At 33.9% G+C, this 22,450-nt stretch carries 20 protein-coding genes; 12 read left to right on the top strand and 8 right to left on the bottom strand.

The window, feature by feature from the left end:
- Nucleotides 1-68: 68 nt before the first annotated feature.
- A complete protein-coding gene (locus AB1282_RS04045) occupies nucleotides 69-1,502 on the bottom strand; it encodes an APC family permease (protein ID WP_056474583.1) in 1,434 nt (477 codons plus the stop codon).
- Between the two features lie 529 nt (nucleotides 1,503-2,031).
- On the opposite strand from AB1282_RS04045, the gene AB1282_RS04040 reads away from it, so the two are divergent.
- The 5 genes from AB1282_RS04040 to AB1282_RS04020 all read left to right on the top strand — a co-directional run bounded on the left by AB1282_RS04040 (nucleotide 2,032) and on the right by AB1282_RS04020 (nucleotide 8,037).
- Nucleotides 2,032-3,369 carry an APC family permease gene (locus AB1282_RS04040; protein WP_056474582.1) on the top strand — a complete coding sequence of 446 codons (1,338 nt, stop codon included), beginning with the start codon at nucleotides 2,032-2,034 and terminating at the stop codon, nucleotides 3,367-3,369.
- A gap of 367 nt (nucleotides 3,370-3,736) precedes the next feature.
- Entirely contained in the window at nucleotides 3,737-5,029 is a 1,293-nt protein-coding gene (locus tag AB1282_RS04035; RefSeq protein ID WP_429898526.1) for a Glu/Leu/Phe/Val family dehydrogenase, read from the top strand.
- 20 nt (nucleotides 5,030-5,049) lie between these two features.
- Nucleotides 5,050-5,334 carry an SAV0927 family protein gene (locus AB1282_RS04030; RefSeq protein WP_056474574.1) on the top strand — a complete coding sequence of 95 codons (285 nt, stop codon included), beginning with the start codon at nucleotides 5,050-5,052 and terminating at the stop codon, nucleotides 5,332-5,334.
- Nucleotides 5,335-5,442: 108 nt separating this feature from the next.
- The gene (locus AB1282_RS04025; RefSeq protein ID WP_056474572.1) at nucleotides 5,443-5,691 is read left to right on the top strand and encodes a hypothetical protein; all 249 of its coding nucleotides are present in this window, start codon (nucleotides 5,443-5,445) and stop codon (nucleotides 5,689-5,691) included.
- Between the two features lie 213 nt (nucleotides 5,692-5,904).
- The gene (locus tag AB1282_RS04020) at nucleotides 5,905-8,037 is read left to right on the top strand and encodes a sigma 54-interacting transcriptional regulator (RefSeq protein WP_390311102.1); all 2,133 of its coding nucleotides are present in this window, start codon (nucleotides 5,905-5,907) and stop codon (nucleotides 8,035-8,037) included.
- Nucleotides 8,038-8,061: 24 nt separating this feature from the next.
- On the opposite strand, the gene AB1282_RS04015 is transcribed toward AB1282_RS04020, so the two are convergent.
- Entirely contained in the window at nucleotides 8,062-8,196 is a 135-nt protein-coding gene (locus AB1282_RS04015; protein ID WP_286131749.1) for a hypothetical protein, read from the bottom strand.
- A gap of 262 nt (nucleotides 8,197-8,458) precedes the next feature.
- On the opposite strand from AB1282_RS04015, the gene AB1282_RS04010 reads away from it, so the two are divergent.
- The 6 genes from AB1282_RS04010 to AB1282_RS03985 all read left to right on the top strand — a co-directional run bounded on the left by AB1282_RS04010 (nucleotide 8,459) and on the right by AB1282_RS03985 (nucleotide 16,830).
- Complete coding sequence (locus tag AB1282_RS04010) at nucleotides 8,459-9,952, top strand: aldehyde dehydrogenase family protein (protein WP_429898523.1); 1,494 nt, start codon at nucleotides 8,459-8,461, stop codon at nucleotides 9,950-9,952.
- Nucleotides 9,953-10,023: 71 nt separating this feature from the next.
- Nucleotides 10,024-11,394, top strand: a complete 1,371-nt coding sequence (locus AB1282_RS04005) for a putrescine aminotransferase (RefSeq protein WP_429898521.1) — start codon at nucleotides 10,024-10,026, stop codon at nucleotides 11,392-11,394.
- An 84-nt stretch (nucleotides 11,395-11,478) separates the two neighbouring features.
- On the top strand, nucleotides 11,479-12,849 hold the full coding sequence (gabT, locus tag AB1282_RS04000; RefSeq protein ID WP_390311105.1) for a 4-aminobutyrate--2-oxoglutarate transaminase: 1,371 nt from the start codon (nucleotides 11,479-11,481) through the stop codon (nucleotides 12,847-12,849).
- Complete coding sequence (locus AB1282_RS03995) at nucleotides 12,846-14,303, top strand: NAD-dependent succinate-semialdehyde dehydrogenase (RefSeq protein WP_056474559.1); 1,458 nt, start codon at nucleotides 12,846-12,848, stop codon at nucleotides 14,301-14,303. Before gabT ends, AB1282_RS03995 begins: the two co-directional genes overlap by 4 nt.
- Nucleotides 14,304-14,414: 111 nt before the next feature.
- Nucleotides 14,415-15,599 (top strand): CaiB/BaiF CoA transferase family protein, encoded by a 1,185-nt coding sequence (locus tag AB1282_RS03990; RefSeq protein ID WP_056474554.1) that lies wholly within the window; start codon nucleotides 14,415-14,417, stop codon nucleotides 15,597-15,599.
- Nucleotides 15,600-15,612: 13 nt separating this feature from the next.
- Nucleotides 15,613-16,830 (top strand): acyl-CoA dehydrogenase family protein, encoded by a 1,218-nt coding sequence (locus AB1282_RS03985; RefSeq protein ID WP_429898519.1) that lies wholly within the window; start codon nucleotides 15,613-15,615, stop codon nucleotides 16,828-16,830.
- Nucleotides 16,831-17,016: 186 nt separating this feature from the next.
- On the opposite strand, the gene AB1282_RS03980 is transcribed toward AB1282_RS03985, so the two are convergent.
- From AB1282_RS03980 to AB1282_RS03960, 5 genes are all read right to left on the bottom strand, one after another.
- Nucleotides 17,017-17,394 carry a hypothetical protein gene (locus AB1282_RS03980; RefSeq protein ID WP_429898517.1) on the bottom strand — a complete coding sequence of 126 codons (378 nt, stop codon included), beginning with the start codon at nucleotides 17,392-17,394 and terminating at the stop codon, nucleotides 17,017-17,019.
- A 20-nt stretch (nucleotides 17,395-17,414) separates the two neighbouring features.
- Nucleotides 17,415-17,855 (bottom strand): DUF6773 family protein, encoded by a 441-nt coding sequence (locus tag AB1282_RS03975; protein WP_429898516.1) that lies wholly within the window; start codon nucleotides 17,853-17,855, stop codon nucleotides 17,415-17,417.
- Nucleotides 17,856-17,877: 22 nt separating this feature from the next.
- Nucleotides 17,878-18,075, bottom strand: coding sequence for a helix-turn-helix transcriptional regulator (locus AB1282_RS03970; protein WP_429898515.1), 198 nt, complete (start codon nucleotides 18,073-18,075; stop codon nucleotides 17,878-17,880).
- 444 nt (nucleotides 18,076-18,519) lie between these two features.
- A protein-coding gene (locus AB1282_RS03965; protein ID WP_429898513.1) for an IS3 family transposase occupies nucleotides 18,520-19,706 on the bottom strand; the annotation gives its coding sequence in 2 pieces (ribosomal slippage) (nucleotides 18,520-19,421 and nucleotides 19,421-19,706; 1,188 coding nt in all).
- Nucleotides 19,707-19,832: 126 nt separating this feature from the next.
- On the bottom strand, nucleotides 19,833-20,180 hold the full coding sequence (locus tag AB1282_RS03960; protein WP_429898512.1) for a hypothetical protein: 348 nt from the start codon (nucleotides 20,178-20,180) through the stop codon (nucleotides 19,833-19,835).
- 364 nt (nucleotides 20,181-20,544) lie between these two features.
- Between AB1282_RS03960 and AB1282_RS03955 the strand changes: the two genes are divergently transcribed.
- Entirely contained in the window at nucleotides 20,545-21,090 is a 546-nt protein-coding gene (locus AB1282_RS03955) for a hypothetical protein (protein ID WP_429898510.1), read from the top strand.
- A 141-nt stretch (nucleotides 21,091-21,231) separates the two neighbouring features.
- Here the strand turns inward: AB1282_RS03955 and AB1282_RS03950 are convergent, their stop codons facing one another.
- Complete coding sequence (locus AB1282_RS03950; RefSeq protein WP_056476251.1) at nucleotides 21,232-22,281, bottom strand: NAD(P)/FAD-dependent oxidoreductase; 1,050 nt, start codon at nucleotides 22,279-22,281, stop codon at nucleotides 21,232-21,234.
- Between the last annotated feature and the right edge of the window lie 169 nt (nucleotides 22,282-22,450).

The following is a 22,450-nucleotide window of genomic DNA, read 5'->3' as shown; positions in this document are numbered from 1 at the left end:
ACGTACATATTTGTAAGTGAATATGTACGTTATTTTTATATTAATCTATTATTTTATAATTCCAGACTTTAAACATCCAAATCCTTCTCTAAATTAATACCAATTTTACCTTCTTGTATTCTAGATCTGAATACAGCCCAATAAATAACAATTCCAGCAAGAAATAAATAAAGTATAACCTTAGTCGTTGGTAAAAAGTCTTTTGGTAGAGTTAAAATACCAACTTCAAATACTAACCAAATAATCGCAAGAATCGTAACAGGTAGTCGCCATTTTCCTAACTTAAAACCATCTGTATCCGGTAAGGTCTTAATTTTAGTAGCGTATGCGATTACCGTTATTAAGTAAATAATGGCCGGAAGTGCCGCAGAAGTACCTATTAATAATGAGAGTTTCCCAAAATAGAATACAGCAATAATACCTAATACAGAAACTAAAATTATCGCATTGTACGGTACATTATGTTTTTTATCTACCTTTTTAAACACATTTGAGGCGAAAAACACATTGTCTCTTGAAAGGGCATAAATAAGTCGAGAAGCAGAAGCCATAATAATTAATCCACAAGCAAAAATTGACACAATAACTAATGCAAGGAAAAAGTCAGCAACTGCAGTGCCCAAACGTGATTGTAAAATATCAGAAATAGGAGAAGCAGAAGCCATGATTCCGTTAATATCTTTAATTCCCGAAGTAACAATGATTAAGAATACAAATCCAATTACACCTGCAAGTAACATTGAGTAAACGATGGCTTTAGGTACGGTTTTATTCGCATCAACTGTTTCTTCTGCTAAATTTGCCGCTGCTTCAAAGCCTACTAATGTATAAGAGCCCATTACGACTGCTAGTACAAATGCTGTAAAATAGCTTCCATTTGAACCAACCTTATGGGCAGTATAAGTTAATAATGAAAAATCTGCTCCTTTGAAAAATAAGACAAAGCTTAAAATAATAATAATGCCAATAAATCCGATTACTTCTGTATAGACAGCTGAATTATTAATGATTGTAGCAATCCTTACTCCGTAAATATTTAATAAGGCCTGTATAACGATTGTAATTAATACGACGGTTGTTAGAACTGTAGTAGTACTCTTAATACCAAGTAAATCAAGAAAAATTGGTGCGACACCATAATCAACAGTAGGTACAACAATAATTAAGTAACACAATGCTGCCCAACCTGTAAACCAACCAAATCCTCGATTCGTTAAACGGCTAACCCATTGATATACATAGCCACTTAAAGGGATTTTGCTCGATAAATCTGCAAAAATTAACGCTACAAGTAAATGTCCAACCATGACAAATGGCCACGTCCAAATTCCAGCAGGTCCGGCTGCTCCTAAGGCAAGACTATAAGAGCTAAAAATACCAGTTGTAATTGAAATGAACGAGAATGCAACCGCAAATGAACTAAAAAATTTTAATGATCGCTGTAATTCCTGTTTGTAATTAAACGATTGTAAACCATCTGAATCAAAACCTTGTTTACTCATAAATCATCTCCTCCAAATTTGTAATTTATTAACAGAATTTTCTTATAATTAAACTCGTAGTTAATGAGATTTGATTAACTAAAAGTTTTATTATCGATCGGGTACAAAATTTATAAATTATGCTCGGACCTAAAATTGGGCAGAGAGTGATATTTTACAGTTATCAATGCAACTTCCGTGCCAGTCTAACAGACGGGATTAATTTAGAGATTCATACAAAAAGAGAAGTAGTTCCTATGAGGTCTTGAATAATGTATGCAGGACTGAATAACAACCGGGCTAATCATAAAAGTTGATTTTAGTGAAAGGAATTTCGCTTTTTCAATCAATCCTTAATCATTTCAAAGCATTAGTAGGTGTTCTTTATAACGTTTACAAAAAATTAATATTTTGGCATAAAACTTGCAGTTCTAGAAAAAGACTTATTTAAATATTCAAAAAAAGGAGGTTTCTGTCGGAAAAGTAAGAATTATAGAGAAGTAGTAAATGTAGTGTAAGCGCTTAATCTAAAACGAAGGGGATATGATAGGTGGAAAATAAAACACAGTTAAAAAGATCCTTAAAGTTATGGCAAGTAGTTATGATGGGGTTAGCCTATATGACCCCTATGGTTGTTTTCGACACTTTTGGAATTGTATCTGATGTAACTAATGGTCACGTACCAAGTGCATATATAGTAGCTTTAATAGGAATGTTATTTACAGCGGTTAGCTACGGTAAGCTTGTAAGAGAATTTCCTGAAGCTGGGTCTGCTTATACATACACCCAGAAAGCGATTAGTGGACACTTAGGTTTTCTAGTTGGCTGGTCATCATTATTAGATTACTTGTTCCTACCAATGGTAAATGCTTTATTAACTAAAATTTACTTAAACGCACTGTTTCCTAATGTTCCAACTTGGATTTGGGTCATTGGATTTGTAGGACTAGTTACTTTCTTAAACTTAAGAAGTATCAATATGCTGGCGAATTTCAATACCCTTTTTGTATTAGTTCAGCTTGCGATTATGGTTGTCTTTATTGTTCTTGTTATCCAAGGCTTACATCATGGAGAAGGTTATGGTGGATTCAGTATAAAACCACTTTTTAATGCAGGAATGCATTTTGGCACATTAGTAACCGGTGCGACAATTCTTTGCTTCTCATTCTTAGGATTTGATGCCGTTTCTACTTTATCAGAAGAGGCAATAAATCCTGCAAAAACAATCCCTAAAGCAATTCTTTACACAGCACTTTGGGGAGGCGTAATCTTCACAGTTACATCATTTTTCATTCAATTATACTATCCGGACATATCTAGATTTAAGCATCCAGATGCTGCATCACCAGAGATTGCATTATATGTAGGTGGTAAATTATTTCAATCAATTTTCTTATGCATTACCTTTATTAATACACTTGCTTCTGCATTGGCTTCACATGCGAGTGTCTCACGTTTGTTATATGTAATGGGGCGCGACAAAGTTTTCCCAGATAAATGGTTTGGATTTGTTCATCCGAAATGGAAAACACCAGCATTTAACGTAATTTTTGTTGGTGTAATTTCATTATCAGCCATTTTTTTCAACTTGGTAACAGCTACTTCATTAATTAACTTCGGAGCATTAATGGCATTTACTTTTGTTAATTTGTCAGTCATTAACCATTTTTACATTCGAGGAAAGCGTAGATCAGTCAAGGGCACCTTTTCTTTCCTAATATTGCCTTTAATTGGGGCAGCATCTGTAGCAATCCTATGGTTCAACATTGAAAAAAGCTCATTAATAATGGGAACAATTTGGTTCGTCATTGGTTTATTATATTTAATTTACCTTACAAAGGCATTCCAAATTGCACCCCCTAAATATGAAGAAGAAGCTGCGGTGTAATAAACACACAATAACGAAAAGTCACAAGGTAATTAATTACCTTGTGACTTTTTTCGTGTTTGGGGTCTACATCTGTTCCACTTTCCTTGATAGAGCATATTAGGTAATTCAATTTTGAATAATGATTAATGCAAAATTGAATAATTCATGCATTCAATCATATATCCATTAAAAAATCGAATTTGGTTCTTGGAGAAAAAACGACTTTTAAGGATCGTTCGAAAAAATATAAAAAGTATTGAAAGTCTTATAACTGCCTATTTGATAAGCCTTTATCTGTTTTATCTCACCACAAAATTATGAAATGATTTCAAGTTGGCACAGGAATTGCTATTTAACTTTTAAAATAACTAATGAGGTGTGTAAAATGAGCACAAATTTAACTGAACAAAATGAAAAGAGTAGTGAACAGATAGAAATAGATGATTCCCTTCAGGAGTTTAGAGAAACGTTAAATGAAGCGATCGGCATAATGAACTATCCGAGCCAAGTATTTGATTTCCTTAAAACACCAATGCGATTTTTAGAATTTAGTATTCCCGTTCAAATGGATAATGGTGAGACGAAAGTGTTTCAAGGATATCGAGCACAACATAATGATGCATTAGGACCTACAAAAGGGGGAATTAGATTTCATCCTGATGTAACGCCAGAAGAAGTAAAAGCATTAGCTGGCTGGATGAGTTTAAAGTGTAGTATTACTGATTTACCTTATGGGGGAGCAAAAGGTGGAGTTGTTTGTGACCCAAGACAATTAAGTATGAATGAGCTAGAAAAATTAAGTAGAGGTTATGTAAGAGCTGTAAGCCAAATTGTAGGACCTACTAAAGATATTCCAGCACCTGATATGTATACAAACGCGCAAGTAATGGCTTGGATGCTAGATGAATATGACCATATTAGAGAGTTTGATTCGCCAAGTTTTATTACTGGTAAACCTCTAACTTTAGGAGGTTCAGTAGGTCGGGAGACGGCAACATCAAAAGGTGTATTTTATGCTCTTGAGCTAATTAGTGAAATACAGAAAATCGAGATTAAAAATATGAAAGTCATTATTCAAGGCTTTGGAAATGTTGGTAGTTACTTAGCGCAATACTTACATGAAGCTGGAGCAAAGGTTGTTGGAGTTTCAGATGTACTAGGCGGAATTTATGATCCAAAAGGTTTAGACATTCCATATTTATTAGACAATAGAGATTCATTTGGAGTTGTTTCCAACTTATTTAAAAATGCGATTTCTAATCAAGAGTTATTAGAAAGAGAATGTGATGTCTTAATTCCAGCAGCAATAAGTGGGGTTATTAACAACCGTAATGCGGATAAATTGAAATGCAAGATTGTTGTTGAAGCAGCGAATGGACCGACTACTAAGGAAGCTCTAGAAATCCTTGATAAAAAAGAGATTTTAGTCGTTCCTGATATTTTAGCTAACTCAGGTGGAGTAGTTGTTTCGTATTTTGAATGGTGTCAAAATATGCAAGGTTATTATTGGTCTGAGAGTACTGTAGACGAGAGATTAAAAGAAAAAATGACAGATAGCTTTTTAAAAGTTTATAAAACATCGCAAAAATATAATGTAAACATGAAAATAGCAGCATATATCGAAGGCATTAGTAAAATTGCTGAAGCTTGTCGCTTGAGAGGTTGGATAAAATACTAAAACAAAAGGAGAGATCTAGAATGATCGATATTATTTCTGAATCAACTGAAAGACAGCTTGTACACCATTATTGTTTATTAACTCAAAATAATAGATATGATTTATCGATTGCCTTTTCAAGTCACTTTTATGGAAAATCAATGGTTACATCAATTCAATCCAGTAAAATGGCGTTATTATGTCTAGAAGATCTTCATTCTGAACATTATTGGGCTCCTAAGTTAGGTATTGCTGAGGAGGATATTTTAGAAATTCAAAATTTCTTTAGCATGGTTTTACCATCAAAACACATTTGCGAGTTATAATATCAGGAATTATTTTTAAAAGAAAGCTCACTGATTGGTGAACTTTCAAGCGAGATAGAGGCGGAGAAATTTAAAATATTCTTAATGTGCAAAAAAGGAGTGAGCTTTATGTATTATGGAGTCATTGTCAGTGACTACCATGGAACAGTTGAAGAGACTGCTATTCAGAAAGATTCAAGAATTTATGAATGGGAGCCGTTATTCTTTATTAAAACTACAGATGGAATTACAAAAGTTATTCATCAAGGAATAAGTGGTGAAGTTGTTTCATTGGAGGTCTCAATTGGAGACAAGATAGTTCCTGGAATGGTTCTTGCGTATGTTAAAGAGGATTTGTTTGTGACCGCTAGCGATTGAGTAGAGTTTGATTAGGCAACTTTGATTCAATTAACGCGTTCTCTTTTCTAACAAATAAAGGGGTGTCTCTGGTCGAAAAGACTTAAGAGACTGCCCTTTATTTTTGTTTAAGTTAAATAGATTAGTAAATTATAATTTTAGATTTTTGTGATAAATTTAAAAATTCTGCTAGAATAGGAATGTATAATGGTTTAGACATAAGGGGGGAAAGAAATGTTATCAATAAATGAGAAACAGATAAGACCAGTCATCACTATAGATATCGATCAATTTAAGGAAAATGATGAAATTGATTTATCCAAAATAAATGAACCCTTTTTATTCTTACGTAAGCAAAATCAGATTTTTGGTTATGTACAATTAAATAATATTTTTCAAGGTAGTAGTAAAAAGAAAAATATAGAAATTTCAAAGATTACTAGTTCTTCTCAATCAATAAATAGTGTATGTCGCCTAAGTGAGCAATTTTCTTTAACGGATCTATTTCAAATTATTGGTGAACCAATCTCGATTGTAAAAGAAGAGGAAGAAATGCCAATAGGTTACATACTTCGTGAGGATATATTAGCGGAGCTTTTTAAACAAGAAAATAAAAGTGTTGATTTATTAAAAAGCATTTTAACATCGATACCGATGGGAACATTTGTAGTTGATAAAAATAAAGTTATTGTAAATTGCAATGATGCTGGGTTAAAAATGATAAAATCAACATCGGAAAAGGTCATTAATATAAAAGCTGAAACTATTTTTAGTGGTGAACAAGTTGATAATGTATTTGCTACAGGTAAAACAATTCTTAATCAGATTCAAATAAGCGACGATATGGGTGTTCTTGTCGATTATAGCCCAATTTTCGTTGATAACGAGGTTGAAGGAGTTGTAATTGTCGTACAAGATCTCCCAATGGTTGAAGAAATGGCCTCCGAAATTGAATATGTAAAAGATTTAAATAAAGATTTGAATGCCATATTATCGAGTATTTATGATGAAATACTTGTAGTAAATCGTAAGGGTGAGCTAATTCGTTACAGTGAAAATATAATTCCTGGATTTTGGAATGTGGATTTAAAGGAACTACTTGGAAAGAGTATTTTAGAATTCGAAAACCAAGGACTTTTTACGCCATCTGTTACAAAATTAGTTTTAGAAAAAAAGAAGAAAGTATCAATTGTTCAAGAAACACTTAATGGACGTAAAGTACTTGCAGTTGGAAATCCAGTCTTTGATGAGAATATGGAAATTGAGCGTATTATTATTGCTTCTAGAGATATTACAGAAACTTCACGCCTTAAAACGGAATTAAAAGAGATGAAGAAGATTTCTGAGCAATATAAAAAGGAGCTTGAAGATATAAAGAGTAAGGATAGTTTTGTTAAAAAACTGATTTACTGCAGTCCTAAAATGGAGCAAATCATCAATCAAGCGAAAAAAATTGCTGATTTTTCTTCCACTGTATTACTGCATGGAGAGTCTGGTGTAGGAAAGGAAGTAATTGCACAGGCTATTCATCAATTAGGAAATCGTTCTGCAAAACCATTTTTGAAATTAAATTGCGGTGCAATACCTGAAAATCTTCTGGAAAGTGAGCTTTTTGGCTATATTAAAGGAGCGTTTACAGGGGCGGATCAAAATAAGGATGGTTATTTTAAGCAAGCAGATGAAGGCGTTTTATTTTTAGATGAAATTGGTGAAATGCCACTGCATTTACAAGTTAAATTGCTTAGAGTCCTTCAAGAACAAGAAGTTATTCCAGTTGGAAGTACAAAGCCAATTAAAGTAAATGTACAAATTATTGCAGCAACAAATAAAAGATTAGAAAAAATGGTTGAAGAACGTACATTTAGGGAGGATTTGTATTATCGACTAAATGTTATACCTTTAAACATTCCACCATTAAGAGAAAGAAATGAAGATATCTCATTATTAGCTTTCCATTTCTTACAGCAATTAAATGAAAAATATAATAAAAGTTTTCATCTTACACCAGATGCAATTAACGTATTAGAATTTTATTCTTGGCCAGGGAATGTCAGAGAACTCCAAAACATCATAGAAAGATTAGTCGTCTCTGCTGAAGATCAAATTATTAATGCTGAGGATGTTAATCAATTCTTACCAAATAGCTATGACTTTAATAAATCTAAACCAGTCATTAATAAAGTAATTCCTCTACAAGAAGCAGTTGATTATGTTGAGGAGCAACTTATTATGCTTGCGATGAAGCAATATAAAACAACAACGAAGGCTGCACAGGTGTTAGGGATTAGTCAGTCCTCGGTTAGTCGCAAGTATCAAAAAATAATGAACGAAAAGAATATGAATAGTGACTTTATGTCATTTAATTAGAAAAAACGCACAGGGTGCGTTTTTTTATTTCTCTAAATCCCCTATATTTTCAACATTGCTATCAATTACTTCAGTCATACTAACTTGGTCCCTCGAGAGACTAAATGCCATGAAGATGATGATGAGTCCTACCGCAATACATGTTCCTGCAAGCAACATAATATCTCCTCCTTTCATGGTGTTCTAGCCTATGCAATGAATTTTCTTAATATGTCGATTTACAGAAATAGTTTTAAAAACGTTTAATTATCGTAGATTTTTTACGAGTTTTAAAGATTATGCAAAGTGTAATAGAGTTATGCAAAATTGAATAATAATGTACAGGCTATTGAAGCAAAACCCTTATTTTTAGGTGTATTAAAGTTGGCACGGTTCTTGCAAATTATTAAATTGTTAAGAATTTAAGGAGGGTTTATATCCAATGGTCGATGTTCAATTTAAAACAATTGATTTAAAGATGTTTATTAATGGCGAATGGAAAGATTCTAGCAATCATGAGAAACGCCCTGTTATTAACCCAGCAAATGGAGAAATCATTGCATATGCTCCTGAAGGAACGGTTGAAGATGCGAAAGAAGCAATTGATGTTGCTCGTAAAGCATTCAATGATGGAAGATGGTCTGATTTATCTGCTCAAGAAAGAGCAACTTACTTATTTAAAATTGCAGACAAAATAGAAGAGTACCAAGAAGAATTAACTAAACTTGAAACGTTAGATAATGGAAAACCACATCGTGAAGCGGGCTTTGATGTGGCGGATGCCGCAGCTTGCTTCCGTTATTATGCAGGATTGATTACAAAGCCAGATGGGTTTACTTATCATGTAGCAGATCCTATGCAGGCGATGGTTGTTCGTGAACCAATAGGAGTATGCGGATTAATTGTTCCTTGGAACTATCCATTATTAATGAGTATATGGAAAATTGCTCCAGCGTTAGCGGCAGGTAATTCAATTGTTTTCAAACCATCAGAAGTAACACCAGTGACTCCTAAGAAATTATTTGAAATCTTTGAAGAAGTTGGTCTTCCACAAGGTGTAGCAAATATGGTTATGGGTGCTGGCCCGGTGGTTGGAAATGAAATCGCTGCCAACCCTGATGTTGATATGGTTTCATTCACAGGTGGAACAAAAACGGGCAAACATATCATGAAAACAGCGGCAGATACGATGAAAAAAGTATCACTTGAGCTTGGTGGGAAATCTCCGAATATCATTTTTGCAGATGCAGATTTTGAAACGGCTGTCGATTATGCTCTATTTGGAATTTATGCGGGTTCAGGTCAAGTTTGTTCATCTGGATCAAGAATATTAGTAGAAGAATCAATTTATGATCGCTTCGTAGATCGATTTGTAGAGCGTGCTAGGAAAATTAAAGTCGGCCCTGGGGATGTAGCTGAAACAGAAATGGGTCCACTAGTTAGTAAAGAGCATTTAGAAAAAGTTTTAAGCTATATACAAATAGGTAAAGAAGAAGGCGCAACACTTGCTTGCGGAGGAAATCGTATTGAAAAAGATGGTTTAGAAAAAGGTTATTTTGTTGAACCAACTGTTTTTATAGATGTTGAACAAAATATGCGCATCGTCCAAGAAGAAATTTTTGGTCCGGTCGTATGTATTCAAAAGTTTAAATCTGAAGAAGAAGCGTTAAAACTTGCAAATGGAACTGTATATGGTTTAGCAGGTGCTGTCTTTAGTAAAGATGGAGCGAAAGCTTTAAGAGTAATTAAAAAGCTACGTTCAGGCATTACTTGGATTAACTCATACCACCCAACATACAATGAAGCACCTTGGGGCGGCTACAAACAAAGCGGTGTAGGACGCAGCTTAGGTACATTTGGTCTTGAAGAATTCCAAGAAATTAAGCAAATTAACATTAACTTACAAGTTGAACCAATTGGATGGTTTGCAGAATAATTTTAGACAGTTTTAAGAAGAGACAGATAGGAAAGAAAAAAATAGATAAAACGACTATAGGAGTGAACAAAATGAGTATCAATTTAAAAAACGAATTAAAAAGTGAAGAAAAAAATGTAACCGAGTATATTAATAAGGTTTTAAGCTTAATAGAAAAAGAAACTGTTACAGAAGAAGACGCTGCATGGATTACAAAGGAAACAGTTGATGGTTTTAGAGAACACGTAAACCCAGGTTTCCTTGCTTACCGTAAAACTGTTACAGAAGGCGGTCAATTTGCATCTGTTGAATGGTCTGATAGTGGCTCATGCTTTAAAGACGTAAATGGTAAAGAGTATATTGACTGTTTAGGCGGATTTGGAATTTATAATGTTGGGCACCGTCATCCAAAAGTTATCAAAGCTGTTACGGATCAGTTAAAAAGACAGGCACTTCATAGCCAAGATTTATTAGATCCATTACGTGCAATGCTTGCTAAAATTTTAGCAGAAATTACACCTGGTGATTTAAAATATTCATTCTTTACAAACAGTGGTACAGAGAGTGTTGAAGCGGCATTAAAGCTTGCAAAAATGTATAGTGAGCGCAGTACATTTATTTCAACTACTCGTGCATTCCACGGGAAAAGCTTAGGTTCTTTATCTGGTACGGCAAAAGGCATGTTCCGTAAACCGTTTTTACCGTTAATTCCTGGATTCCGTCATGTTCCATTCGGTGACATTGATATGATGAGAAAAACATTTGAAACTTGCTCTTTAGTAGGAGAAGATGTTGCAGCAGTTATACTTGAGCCAATTCAAGGTGAAGGTGGAATTATTCTTCCTCCTCCAAACTACTTAAAAGAAGTTCGTGAACTATGTGATGAGTACGGAGCTCTATTAATATTTGATGAAGTTCAAACAGGTATGGGCCGTACTGGTAAAATGTTTGCTGCTGATTTATATGAAGTAGTTCCAGACATTATTTGTCTTGCTAAAGCATTCGGTGGCGGAGTTATGCCAGCTGGAGCAGTAGTTGCAAAAGAAGAAGTATTTAAAAGCTGGTTCCCAAATCCATTTATGCATACAACAACATTTGGTGGAAATCCATTAGCATGTGCAGCTGCTATTGCTACAATCAGTGTACTTCTTGAAGAAAAATTACCTGAAAGAGCAGAAGTAGTTGGAGCGTACTTCTTAGATCAATTAAAAGAAGCAGCAAAAGGACATGAAGACAAAGTTTTAGAACTTCGTGGCCAAGGTTTAATGATTGGAATTGAGTTCCATCAAGATGAAATTGGTTATGAAGTTTCTAAAGGAATGTTTGATAAAGGGATCCTAGTTGCTGGTACATTAATTAACTCAAAAACAATTCGTATCGAGCCTTCTTTAAAAATTAGCTATGAAGAAGTTGATACTGTAGTAAGTGCATTTAAAGAAATTTTATCTACTATGGAAGTTTAATTTATTCATCAAGCATGTTATGACCGTTAATCATGACATGCTTTCATTACATTCAAAAATCGTTATAGATAGGATGGTGCAATTATGGCAGATCGAAAATTCGTTAAAATCCAAACTTCAATTCCAGGACCAAAATCTCAAGAGTTGGTTGCTCGAAGAAATAATGTGGTTCCAAAAGGGATTAGTAATAATAGTGAAGCATTTGTAAAAAAAGCAAAGGGTGCACTGGTTGAGGATGTTGATGGAAATACGTTTATTGACTTTGCAGGTGCTATTGGAACGATAAATGTTGGTCATTCCCATCCTAGAGTAGTAAGAGCGCTTCAAGCTCAAGCCGGTGATTATATTCACACGGGCTTTAATGTCATGATGTATGAATCTTATATTCAGCTTGCAGAAAGATTAGCAGATCTTTCACCTGGAAGTTTTGATAAACAAGTAGCATTTTTTAATAGTGGCGCGGAAGCTGTTGAAAATGCAGTGAAAATTGCAAGAAAGTATACAAAGCGTCAAGGAATCATTTCTTTTACTAGAGGATTCCATGGTCGAACACTAATGACAATGACGATGACAAGTAAAGTTAAGCCTTACAAATATGGATTTGGGCCATTTGCTCCTGAAGTGTATAAAGCACCATATCCATATGTTTACCGTCGTCCAGATCAAATGGATGAAAAAGAATATAGTAAATTTATCATTGAACAATTTGAACAGTTTTTGATTGCAGAAGTTGCACCAGAAACGATTGCTGCAGTCGTAATGGAACCAATCCAAGGCGAGGGTGGCTTTATTGTTCCTGATCTTGATTTTGTAAAAAGAGTTAGAGAAATCTGTACGCAATATGGAATATTATTTGTAGCAGATGAAATTCAAACTGGTTTTGCTAGAACAGGTAAATATTTTGCAATTGAGCACTTTGGAATTGAGCCTGATTTAATTACAATTTCAAAATCAATGGGTGCGGGAGTACCTATTAGTGGCGTGATCGGTAGAAAAGAAATTATGGAAGCTTCTGATGCTGGAGAAATAGGCGGAACATACTCTGGTAGCCCACTTGGATGTCGTGCAGCATTAGCAGTACTCGATATCATTGAGGAAGAAGGATTAAATGAGCGAGCTGTTGTAATTGGCGACAAAGTTAATGAGGAAATGCATAAATGGGCTAATCAGTTTGAACAAATAGGTGATATTCGCGGAATTGGCGCAATGTGTGCGATGGAGATTGTAACAAATAAGAAAGATAAAACACCAGATAAGGTGACAGTTGGAAAGATTGTAAAAGAAGCTAACAATAGAGGATTAATGTTGTTAAGCGCAGGTATCTTTGGCAATGTTATTCGTTTGTTAATGCCACTAACGATTACAGATGAACAGCTTGAAGAAGGACTAGATATTTTAAGAGAGTCAATCGAAGCTGTATTAGTTCCAGAACTTCAATTGGAGGTAAACTCATGAGCCAAATTAAAGAGAAATATGAAGTCTACCCAATGTATATAGATGGTGCATGGGTTGGGACCGATCATGAATATTATACGAAGGTTACAAATCCTGCAACTGGTGCAGTTGTAGGGGCAATTCCAACTGGTGGTACATATGAAGCGAAATTAGCTGTTGATGCTGCTCATACAGCATTTAAAACTTGGTCAAAAAAGACATCAGAAGAAAGATACCATTTATTAATGAATTGGTATCGTCTTATTGACGAAAAGAAAGAAGAAATTGCTAAATTAATGACAATTGAGCAAGGTAAACCATTAAAAGAAGCATTAGGTGAGACTGTTTATGCAAATGGTTTTATTTCGTGGTATGCAGAAGAAGGAAAACGTGTATATGGGGAAACAATTCCTGCATCACAACCTAATAAACGTATTCTAATTAGGAAAGAACCTGTAGGAGTTGTAGCAGCAATTACACCGTGGAATTTCCCTGCAGCTATGATTACAAGAAAAGTTGCTCCTGCACTTGCAGCTGGTTGTACAACGGTTATTAAACCAGCTACTCAAACACCTTTAACAGCATTAAAACTTGCGGAGCTTGCTCATGAAGCGGGGATTCCAAAAGGGGTAATTAATGTCGTTACTGGTAAGTCTTCTGAGATTGGCGATGTATGGCTAAAAGATCCAAGAGTAACAAAGATTACATTCACTGGTTCTACTGAAGTTGGCAAAACGCTAATGAAAGGAGCAGCGGAGAATGTTAAAAAGGTTTCGCTAGAGCTTGGTGGAAATGCACCATTTATTGTTATGGATGATGCTAATTTAGCAAAAGCAGCGGTTGGCCTAGTTCAGTCAAAATTCCGCAATGCAGGTCAAACTTGCATTTGTACAAATCGTATTTATGTACAGGAAAGTGTAGCTGAAGAATTTACAGCGTTATTTACAAAAGAGCTAGAAAAATTAAAAGTGGGTAACGGTTTAGAAGAAGGAATTGATGTTGGTCCACTGATTGACGATGCAGCTTTAGAAAAGGTAAAAACGCTAGTTGAAGATGCTACTAATAACGGTGGAAAAATCGTATATAGTGGTAATAAACCTTCAGAGGAAAATGGATATTATTATGCACCAACTATTTTAACGGGTATTACGGATGAAATGGCATGCATGAAGGAAGAAATATTTGGTCCACTTGCTCCAATTACTACATTTAAAACTGAAGAAGAAGTAATTGAGAGAGCAAATAATTCAAATTACGGTCTAGCTGCATATGTGTATACGGAAAACTTAAGTCGTTCTTTCCGCGTTACAGAAGCACTTGAATACGGAATTATTGGACTAAACGATGGTACACCTTCTGCTGTACAAGTTCCATTTGGCGGTTATAAAGAGAGCGGTCTTGGAAGAGAAGGCGGTCACTTTGGAATTGAGGAATTTTTAGAAGTTAAATATATTTCAATTGGGTTAGACATCTAATAAATCTACTGTTAATACAAAGCGCAGTTGTAAGCCAGTTAAACATTCAATTCAACTATTGTGATTGATCGTTTTACTGGCTTATTAACTAGATTAATAGAGGTGGAAAAATTGCCAGGTGCATTACATGGAGTAAAAATCATTGATTTAACAAGAGTACTAGCCGGGCCCTTTTGTACGATGATTCTTGGGGACTTAGGAGCAGAGATTATAAAAGTAGAAAGTATTAATAATGGCGATGAAACCAGGGGATGGGGGCCACCTTTCGTTGAAGGTGAAAGCGCTTATTATTTATGTGCAAACCGCAATAAAAAAGGCATGACTCTAAACTTAAAAAGTGAGCAAGGTAAAGAAATTTTAAAAAAGCTAGTTTCAGAGGCTGATGTAGTTGTTCAAAATTTCAAACCTGGAACAATGACAAAATTAGGTTTTGACTATGAGGAATTGAAAAAAATAAAAGAAGACATCATACTAGCGTCCATTAGTGGCTTTGGTAGTGTTGGGCCGAATTCAAGTTTACCAGGATATGATTATATCATCCAAGCGATGTCTGGATTAATGAGTATTACTGGTGAGAAAGAGGCAGAGCCAACAAAAGTAGGAGTAGCCATTTCGGATGTTTTAACTGGTCTATTTACATGTATTGGGATTCTTGCTTCACTTCAGAATCGAGATCGTACAGGAGAAGGTCAAGAAATCGATATTTCATTATTTGACTCTCAGCTAGCTGCTTTAGTAAATGTAGCTAGTAATTATTTATGTAGTGGAATTGTACCTGAACGAATGGGGAATCAACACCCAAATATCGTTCCATATCAAGTCTTTACTGCAAGTGACGGTGAATTAGTCATAGCGGTCGGTAATGATGAACAATTTAAGAGGTTTGCTTTACTAATTGATGAACCAATCTTATTAGATGAAGAATATAAGACGAATACTAGCCGTTTACAGCATCGAAAACAAATAGAGCAATTAGTTCAAAATAAATTAAAAATGAAAAGTAAAAATGAGTGGAAAGAACTATTAGATCAAATTGGAATCCCAAATGGACCAATAAATAATGTAAGTGAAGCTCTACAGTCTGAACAAGCTAAATCGAGAGAAATGGTGTTGGATGTAGACCATCCGTTTATAAAGGATCTAAAATTAGTCGGATCACCGCTAAAATTATCAAAAACGCCAATTGAAGTATTAAGACACCCGCCCTTACATGGTGAGCATACAGAAGAAATAATAAGTAAACTAGGATATTCCCGAATTGAAATAGAAGAAATGAAACGAAATAAAACAATTTGAGGAGGAAATAAGAATGGATTTTTCATTATCAGAAGAACAAGTTAGTGTAAGGAAGGTAGTTAGGTCATTTGTAGATAGAGAAATTATCCCATTTATTAAAGAATGGGATGAAAAAGGACATTTTGAAGCTAATATTCTAAAACGACTTGCAGATTTGCAACTTATGGGTGTATGTATTCCAGAACAATACGGTGGAGTAGGAATGGATTATAACACATTAGCGATTGTATGTGAGGAATTAGAACGTGGAGATACTGCTTTCCGCACAGCTGTTTCTGTACATACCGGTTTAAATAGTATGACATTACTACAATGGGGTACTGAAGAACAAAAGAAAAAGTATTTAGTACCACAAGCTGAAGGTAAGAAAATTGGAGCATTTGGATTAACTGAACCGAATGCAGGCTCAGATGTAGTGGCGATGGCAACAACAGCTGTAAAAGATGGGGATAGCTATATTTTAAACGGATCAAAAACCTGGATTTCTTTATGTGATGTAGCTGACCATTTCTTAATTTTTGCGAAAACAAATCATGACCTAAAGCATCATGGTATTTCCTGTTTTATTGTAGACCGTACATTTGAAGGCGTTTCCACAAAAGCAATCAAAGGAAAAATGGGTATTAGAGCAGGGAATACAGGTGAAGTATTTTTAGATGACGTAAGAGTTCCTGCAGAAAACTTATTAGGTTTTGAAGGTGAAGGCTTTAAAATTGCAATGTCTGCACTTGATAATGGACGATTTACAGTTGCTGCTGGAGCTTGCGGATTAATCCAGGCATCACTTGAAGCGAGCGTAAAATACTGTAATGAGCGAAAAACATTTGGAAAAGAAATCGGTAAACATCAACTAGTACAACAAATGATTGCTAAAATGTCTTCAAATCTTGAAATATCACGTCTATTAGTCTATAAAGCTGGCTGGTTAAAAAATAATGGAAAACGTAACACTAGAGAAACGTCACTAGCAAAATGGATTTCTTGTAATGCAGCAAATGAAGCAGCTAATGATGCTGTGCAAATTCATGGTGCATATGGTTTTTCAAATGAGTTCCCAGTAGAGCGTTACTTAAGAAATTCAAAAGCGCCAGTAATCTATGAAGGAACAAGAGAGATTCATACAATTATGCAAGCTGAATATGACCTTGGTTATAGAGAAGATAAAGTGTTAAGAAAAATGCTTCCAGCTTGGCCATTTGAAGAAGTTTCAGTAGAGACTGTTAAATCTTAAAAAATAATTGAGATACTAAATATACTTTCATTATTCTACTTTATAGACTTATGAAATCATTATTGTGACTTTTGCTAAATATTAAAGTAATAAAGGATAGAAAAGCAGCAGCTTTTTCTATCCTTTTCTTTTATTAAAAACTGAATATAATACGTGTAATTTAAGTAATTAGAAGTTTATCCCGAATTATTCAGATAAATAATGTTTTATTTCCTTAATTCGTTCCTTTTTAAATATAAATTTATAACATTTTTTGGTATCGAGGGTTACTATAATTCCCCCGTTTAGAGGTCCACTCGATTCTGTAACTGATTTTATAGTAGACTTATATATGTCCAAGGCGAAAGAAAGTGATCGATTGAGATGAATTTTATAAACTATGATTCTCTGAGAGGTAAGGACAAAAATGACTTGCATATTTTCTTTTGTTAACCAGGAAACTTCAGGCAAAAATTTCAATGTGGGGCTGGAAGGGGCAGTTCTTCCTTCAACGATTAATTGTAATTCTTCGTTATCAACCAAATCCAATTTAACCTTATCAAAATATTTGCTATCGCTAATCATGTAATCCATCTCCTATTCAATTACTCTCTATTTGCAAGCTTCATTAAAAATACATCAATAATCCAGGAAATCAGAACAATAGAAATAAAAGCTAATAAAGTCCATCCTAAATGATTTTTTATAATCACAAAATCATCCTTAGTAAATAGATCAGAGACTAGAAATAATAGTCCTAATAGTAAACTTGACCAAAACGCTTTAAATTTGAATATCACTTTATCTGACTTATTGTTCATTTGAAATAATACGCTCTTCCATATTCCCAAAATTAAATAAATGGTTCCAGCTAGCAAAAATGTAATCAATTCTACAATGAAAGAATTAATAGATGCTTTTAAAAATAAAGCCTTATAAAGAACATCAAATAGTATTCCGATTGAAAAAACCGCTCCAGCAATTCCTAAAATTTTATAACGCTCTAGAATAATTCTCTCATCCATCACTTGCTTTTTGTACATCATTTTACATTTCCCTCCTAGTCATTTAATCCTCTTCCCAAAATAGTTCATCTAGCGTTTTTCCCAATGACTTGGCTAACTCTACACATAATTTAATTGTTGGATTATATTTCCCTTTTTCAATTAGATTAATGGTTTGCCGTGTTACACCAACCAATTCTGCTAGAGCTTGCTGAGTTAGTTCTTTTTCAACGCGAGCGAGTTTCACTTTAGATCCGTCCACTGTTTTCCTCCTGATGAAGTAAAATATATATTACTATATGTAAAATATACATTACATTTGTTAGGGAAGTCAAATATATTTTACAAAAAAATCCAAAAAAAAATCACTTATAGAATTCGTTTAGACTATTGGATTTATCCTCGTTTTTTAATTTCTTCAGAGTCAATTCAACTTCGAGATCCTTTAATTTCTTTTATGAAAAGGTAGGATTATTACAAATTGACAATTGGTAACAAGTGAAGTACTTTTTTGTTAAAAGTCTGAATTATCCAGTTCCATGCTTTTTGTGTAGCGAAGAAAAACCACACCATTCTCACCGCAAATTAGTCGTAGAGTATTTAAGAGAATTTGATAATCGAATTGAAATTATTCATTTATAAATTCGAAAAGACTGTCCATTAATGGACTTACCCCTGTCAAGTAGACACATTTAAATAAGACCGACTAAGCAGCCGTTGTTAACCTGTATTTTACAGGGGAACAACGGTTTAGTCGTTTTTGTGTACGCTCATAATTGTAAAACTGTATGTACTCTGTAATTTCTTGAATAAGTTCCTGTTCTGAATTAAAATTAGATAGATACACCAATTCACATTTGAAGTGTGAGAAGAATGATTCAACGCATGCGTTGTCTAGACAGTTTCCTTTGCGAGAGTGGCTGCCTAATAGATTATTCTTTTCTAAGAACTGGCTGTATTTTATAGACGTGTACTGGAATCCCTGATCTGAATGCAGGATACTTCCATACACGTTTCTTTTTTTACATAAATCTTTAACTGTTTCAATGACCAATTTAAGATCATTTCGATTGGAACACTTCCAAGATACAATTTCATTATTATAAAGATCTTGAATGACTGAAAGATAATAAAACCTGTCTCCTACTTTGATATAAGTAATGTCAGTTGCGAATGCAACGTTCGGTAAATCTTGTTTAAATTGACGATTTAAAAGGTTAGGATAAACATTCGATGCTTCCTTCCCATAGTATTTTCTTTTTTTACGAATGACGGATTTTATATCTAATTCTTTCATAATTCGATAAACCTTTTTATGATTAACTACCAATCCTTCATCTCTTAGACGATCAGTAACTCTAGGGTATCCATAATATGGTCGTATCGCATGGATCGCCTCAATATGAGATTTTACCGTGTCTTCAACAGTGGTTTTACTTAACTTATATAAAATTGATTTTCTCCATTTGTAGAAACCAGCTCTTGAAACTTTTGCGATTTGAATAAGCATCGTTAATGGATAACGTGCTTTCATTTCATTTAGAATTTCAAATCGAACTCCTTTTGGAATTATCCCTCCCCCAGTATATTTGGATAACGCTTTTTTAAGTATTCTACCTGTGCTTTCAAGTAATCTCTTTCTTCTTCAATTGAATCAAACTTAGTTTTTGGACGCCCAGTGAACGGATGAAAACTATTTGATTTTCCCCTTTGATCATCAAATAACTCACCATTTCTATACTTTTTTACCCATTCTTTCAGTTGAGTTGAACTACGTAAACCTAACTCCTCCGAAATTGAGACGTAACTGCCACAACCATCTTCATATTGCTTTACTGCCTTAAGTTTTAGTTCAGTTGAATAGTGTTTAAATTTTGTTCCTTTTAAAGCCATAATAAAATCCCCCAATAGTAGACTGCCTATCCATTTTATCAGATAGGCTTTTTCACGTGTCTACTATAAGGGGATAATACCATTAAAGACAGTCTTATTTAAATCTCATCAACATTATAGAGTGAATTAGATAAAACTGCGTAACGTATTTTGTATTTGTTGGAAAACATCATCAACGTGATCCAATTCTAAAATGATTTTATCGTATTTATGATTGTTTAATGTTAAAACTATATTCCCTTTGTTAGTACTTGAAGCTACAAAATAGTTCACTCCATCTTTTCTGAAATAGCCATATTTACTTGCGCCTAAATGTGTACCATATATTTTCCATAAAAATTGATGGATATCCTCTATAGAAACATCTTTTATATTACTGTAGGGAACCTCGATTGTATGTGTTAATCCTAATATTGTTTCAAGACTAGAAAGTGAAATGATTAATTGATTTTCCTCAAATGAAATTGTTTTCATAAAAAATCCCTCCTTACTTCTTATACGACTAGGGAACGTATTTCGTTCATTTATTTTAATTCAATTATAAAAACATAAACATGAGCGATACTTTTTACCGAATTCACTCATGTTTACAAAACTAAACAAACGTTTAATTAAATTGAAATCGTTACTCAGATGATGTAACTCGCTTGTGGTAACATTGAAAATGCAACGATCGTCATGATTTCAAAGTATACGGACATGAAAATATAGACTTAGTATTACTGAAAATAAGAAAAAAATTTGAACAATAGATAATTTTTATCATAGCTTGAAAATGCTAGGGAATGATATCATCTAGATAAAAGAATTATTTACTATTCTCAAAGAGGTACATGACATGGATCAACAAGTACAAACTTATTTTGAAAACCTTGAATCAAAAGACAAGAATTTGCAATATGAAGCCTTTGACTATATTATTTCGGTTACAAAAGAAAAAGTGGATTGGTCGTATGAAGTATGGAATCGATTAAAATCGGAGCTAACTCATAAAGAAAATCACAAAAGGTCAAGAGCTGCACAATTTCTCTCAAATCTAGCGATTAGTGATCCAGAGAAGAGGATGCTAAACGATTTTCCTGCAGTTTGGCAAGTTACATATGATCCAAAGTTTGTTACGGCAAGACACACTTTACAATCAATATGGCGAGTAGGTTTAGCTAGTCCAGAGCAAAGAGCAATCGTCCTTGAACATCTAGTAAATCGTTATTTAGATTGTAAAGAAGAGAAAAACCATACACTAATTCGGTATGATATCATTCAATGTATGAGAAATCTGTATGACGCAGTTAAGAATGAGGAAATTAAACAAATGGCCTTAGAGTTGATAGAAACAGAAGAGGATCCAAAATATCGAAAAAAGTATATGACAGTGTGGAAATGAAGCAAGAGAAATAGAAGCCCATTAGGGATTTCTATTTTTTTATACTAAAAAAAGTGATTAAAGAATCAAGCTTAAAATAAAAAAACGAATTCATATGGAATTCGTTTTTTGTGCTATTAGCCAAGTAAAAACTTGCTAAGATTAACTCATCATTTGTTTAATTAAATCACGATTTCGTTGTTTAAATACCTCATTATGTGATGAAACCATTGCTGATCCACTGGCATCTGGTTGGATATATTGCTTCGCTTTATTAACGGCATTAGCAGCATCTTGAAATGCGCCAGCAATTAATTGTAACTTTCCTTCATGCATTAAAATATCTCCAGCTGCGTAAATCCCTTCAATCGAAGTTTCACTCGTTGTATTCCCTTTAATATAGAAATCTTGAATCATTTCTACCTTTATTTCACTGTTATTTAATAAAGAAGTATCTTGTTCATATCCGTGGTTTATGATTACTTCATCAATTGCTAGATGAGATACTTCACCAGTTTCATTATTTGTCAGTTCAACCTTTTCTATTTCTTCATGGTTTTCACCAGCAATTAGTTTCGTAATAGATGTATTGAAAAGACATTCAACTGAACTATTCATTAATTGAGAAACCTGTGCTTCATGACCCTTTAGAGCATCTTTTCGGTAAGTTAAAAAAACTTTCTTAGCAATTGGCTCTAACTCATTGGCCCAATCAATTGCAGAGTTACCACCACCGGAAACGATTACAGTTTTATCTTTGAAATGCTTAAGTGATTTTACTGTATAGTTTAAATTTGAAACTTCGAATCTTTCTGCACCATCTATTTGAAGCTTTGTTGGATTTAAAATACCACTTCCAACTGCAACAATAACTGTTTTAGAATAATGTATTTGACCTGAAGCTGTATGTAAAACAAAAATACCATTATTGTCACGAGTGATTGTGTCAACTTTTTCATTTAACACAACAGTCGGATCAAACGTTAATCCTTGCTGAACAATTTGTCCGATAAATCTCTCGCCAGGAATTGGTGGTTGTCCTCCAACATCCCAAATCACTTTTTCAGGATAACAATGAACTTTGCCACCTAATTCAGATTGAAATTCAATAATTTTTGTTTTCATTTCTCGTAAACCACTATAAAAGGCAGAGTAAAGTCCAGCAGGGCCTCCTCCGATTACTGTTACATCATAAAGATCGTTCATGTTCATTATGTTCTCACTCCAGAATATTCTGTCATTGATTATCATTCTCAATAAAATATAAACCATTTTTGAGAATTTTTCAATGATTTCACTAAAAAATAATGTTGACAATATTAGTAAATAGACTTATATTTACGTAGTAATAACGATTGATAATAATTATCATTATCACTAA

The sequence above is a fragment of the Gottfriedia sp. S16(2024) genome (assembly GCF_050473765.1).
GTDB lineage: Bacteria > Bacillota > Bacilli > Bacillales > Bacillaceae_G > Gottfriedia.
The sequence above is the reverse complement of the archived record's forward strand: the minus strand, read 5'-3'. Positions and strand labels throughout refer to the sequence as shown.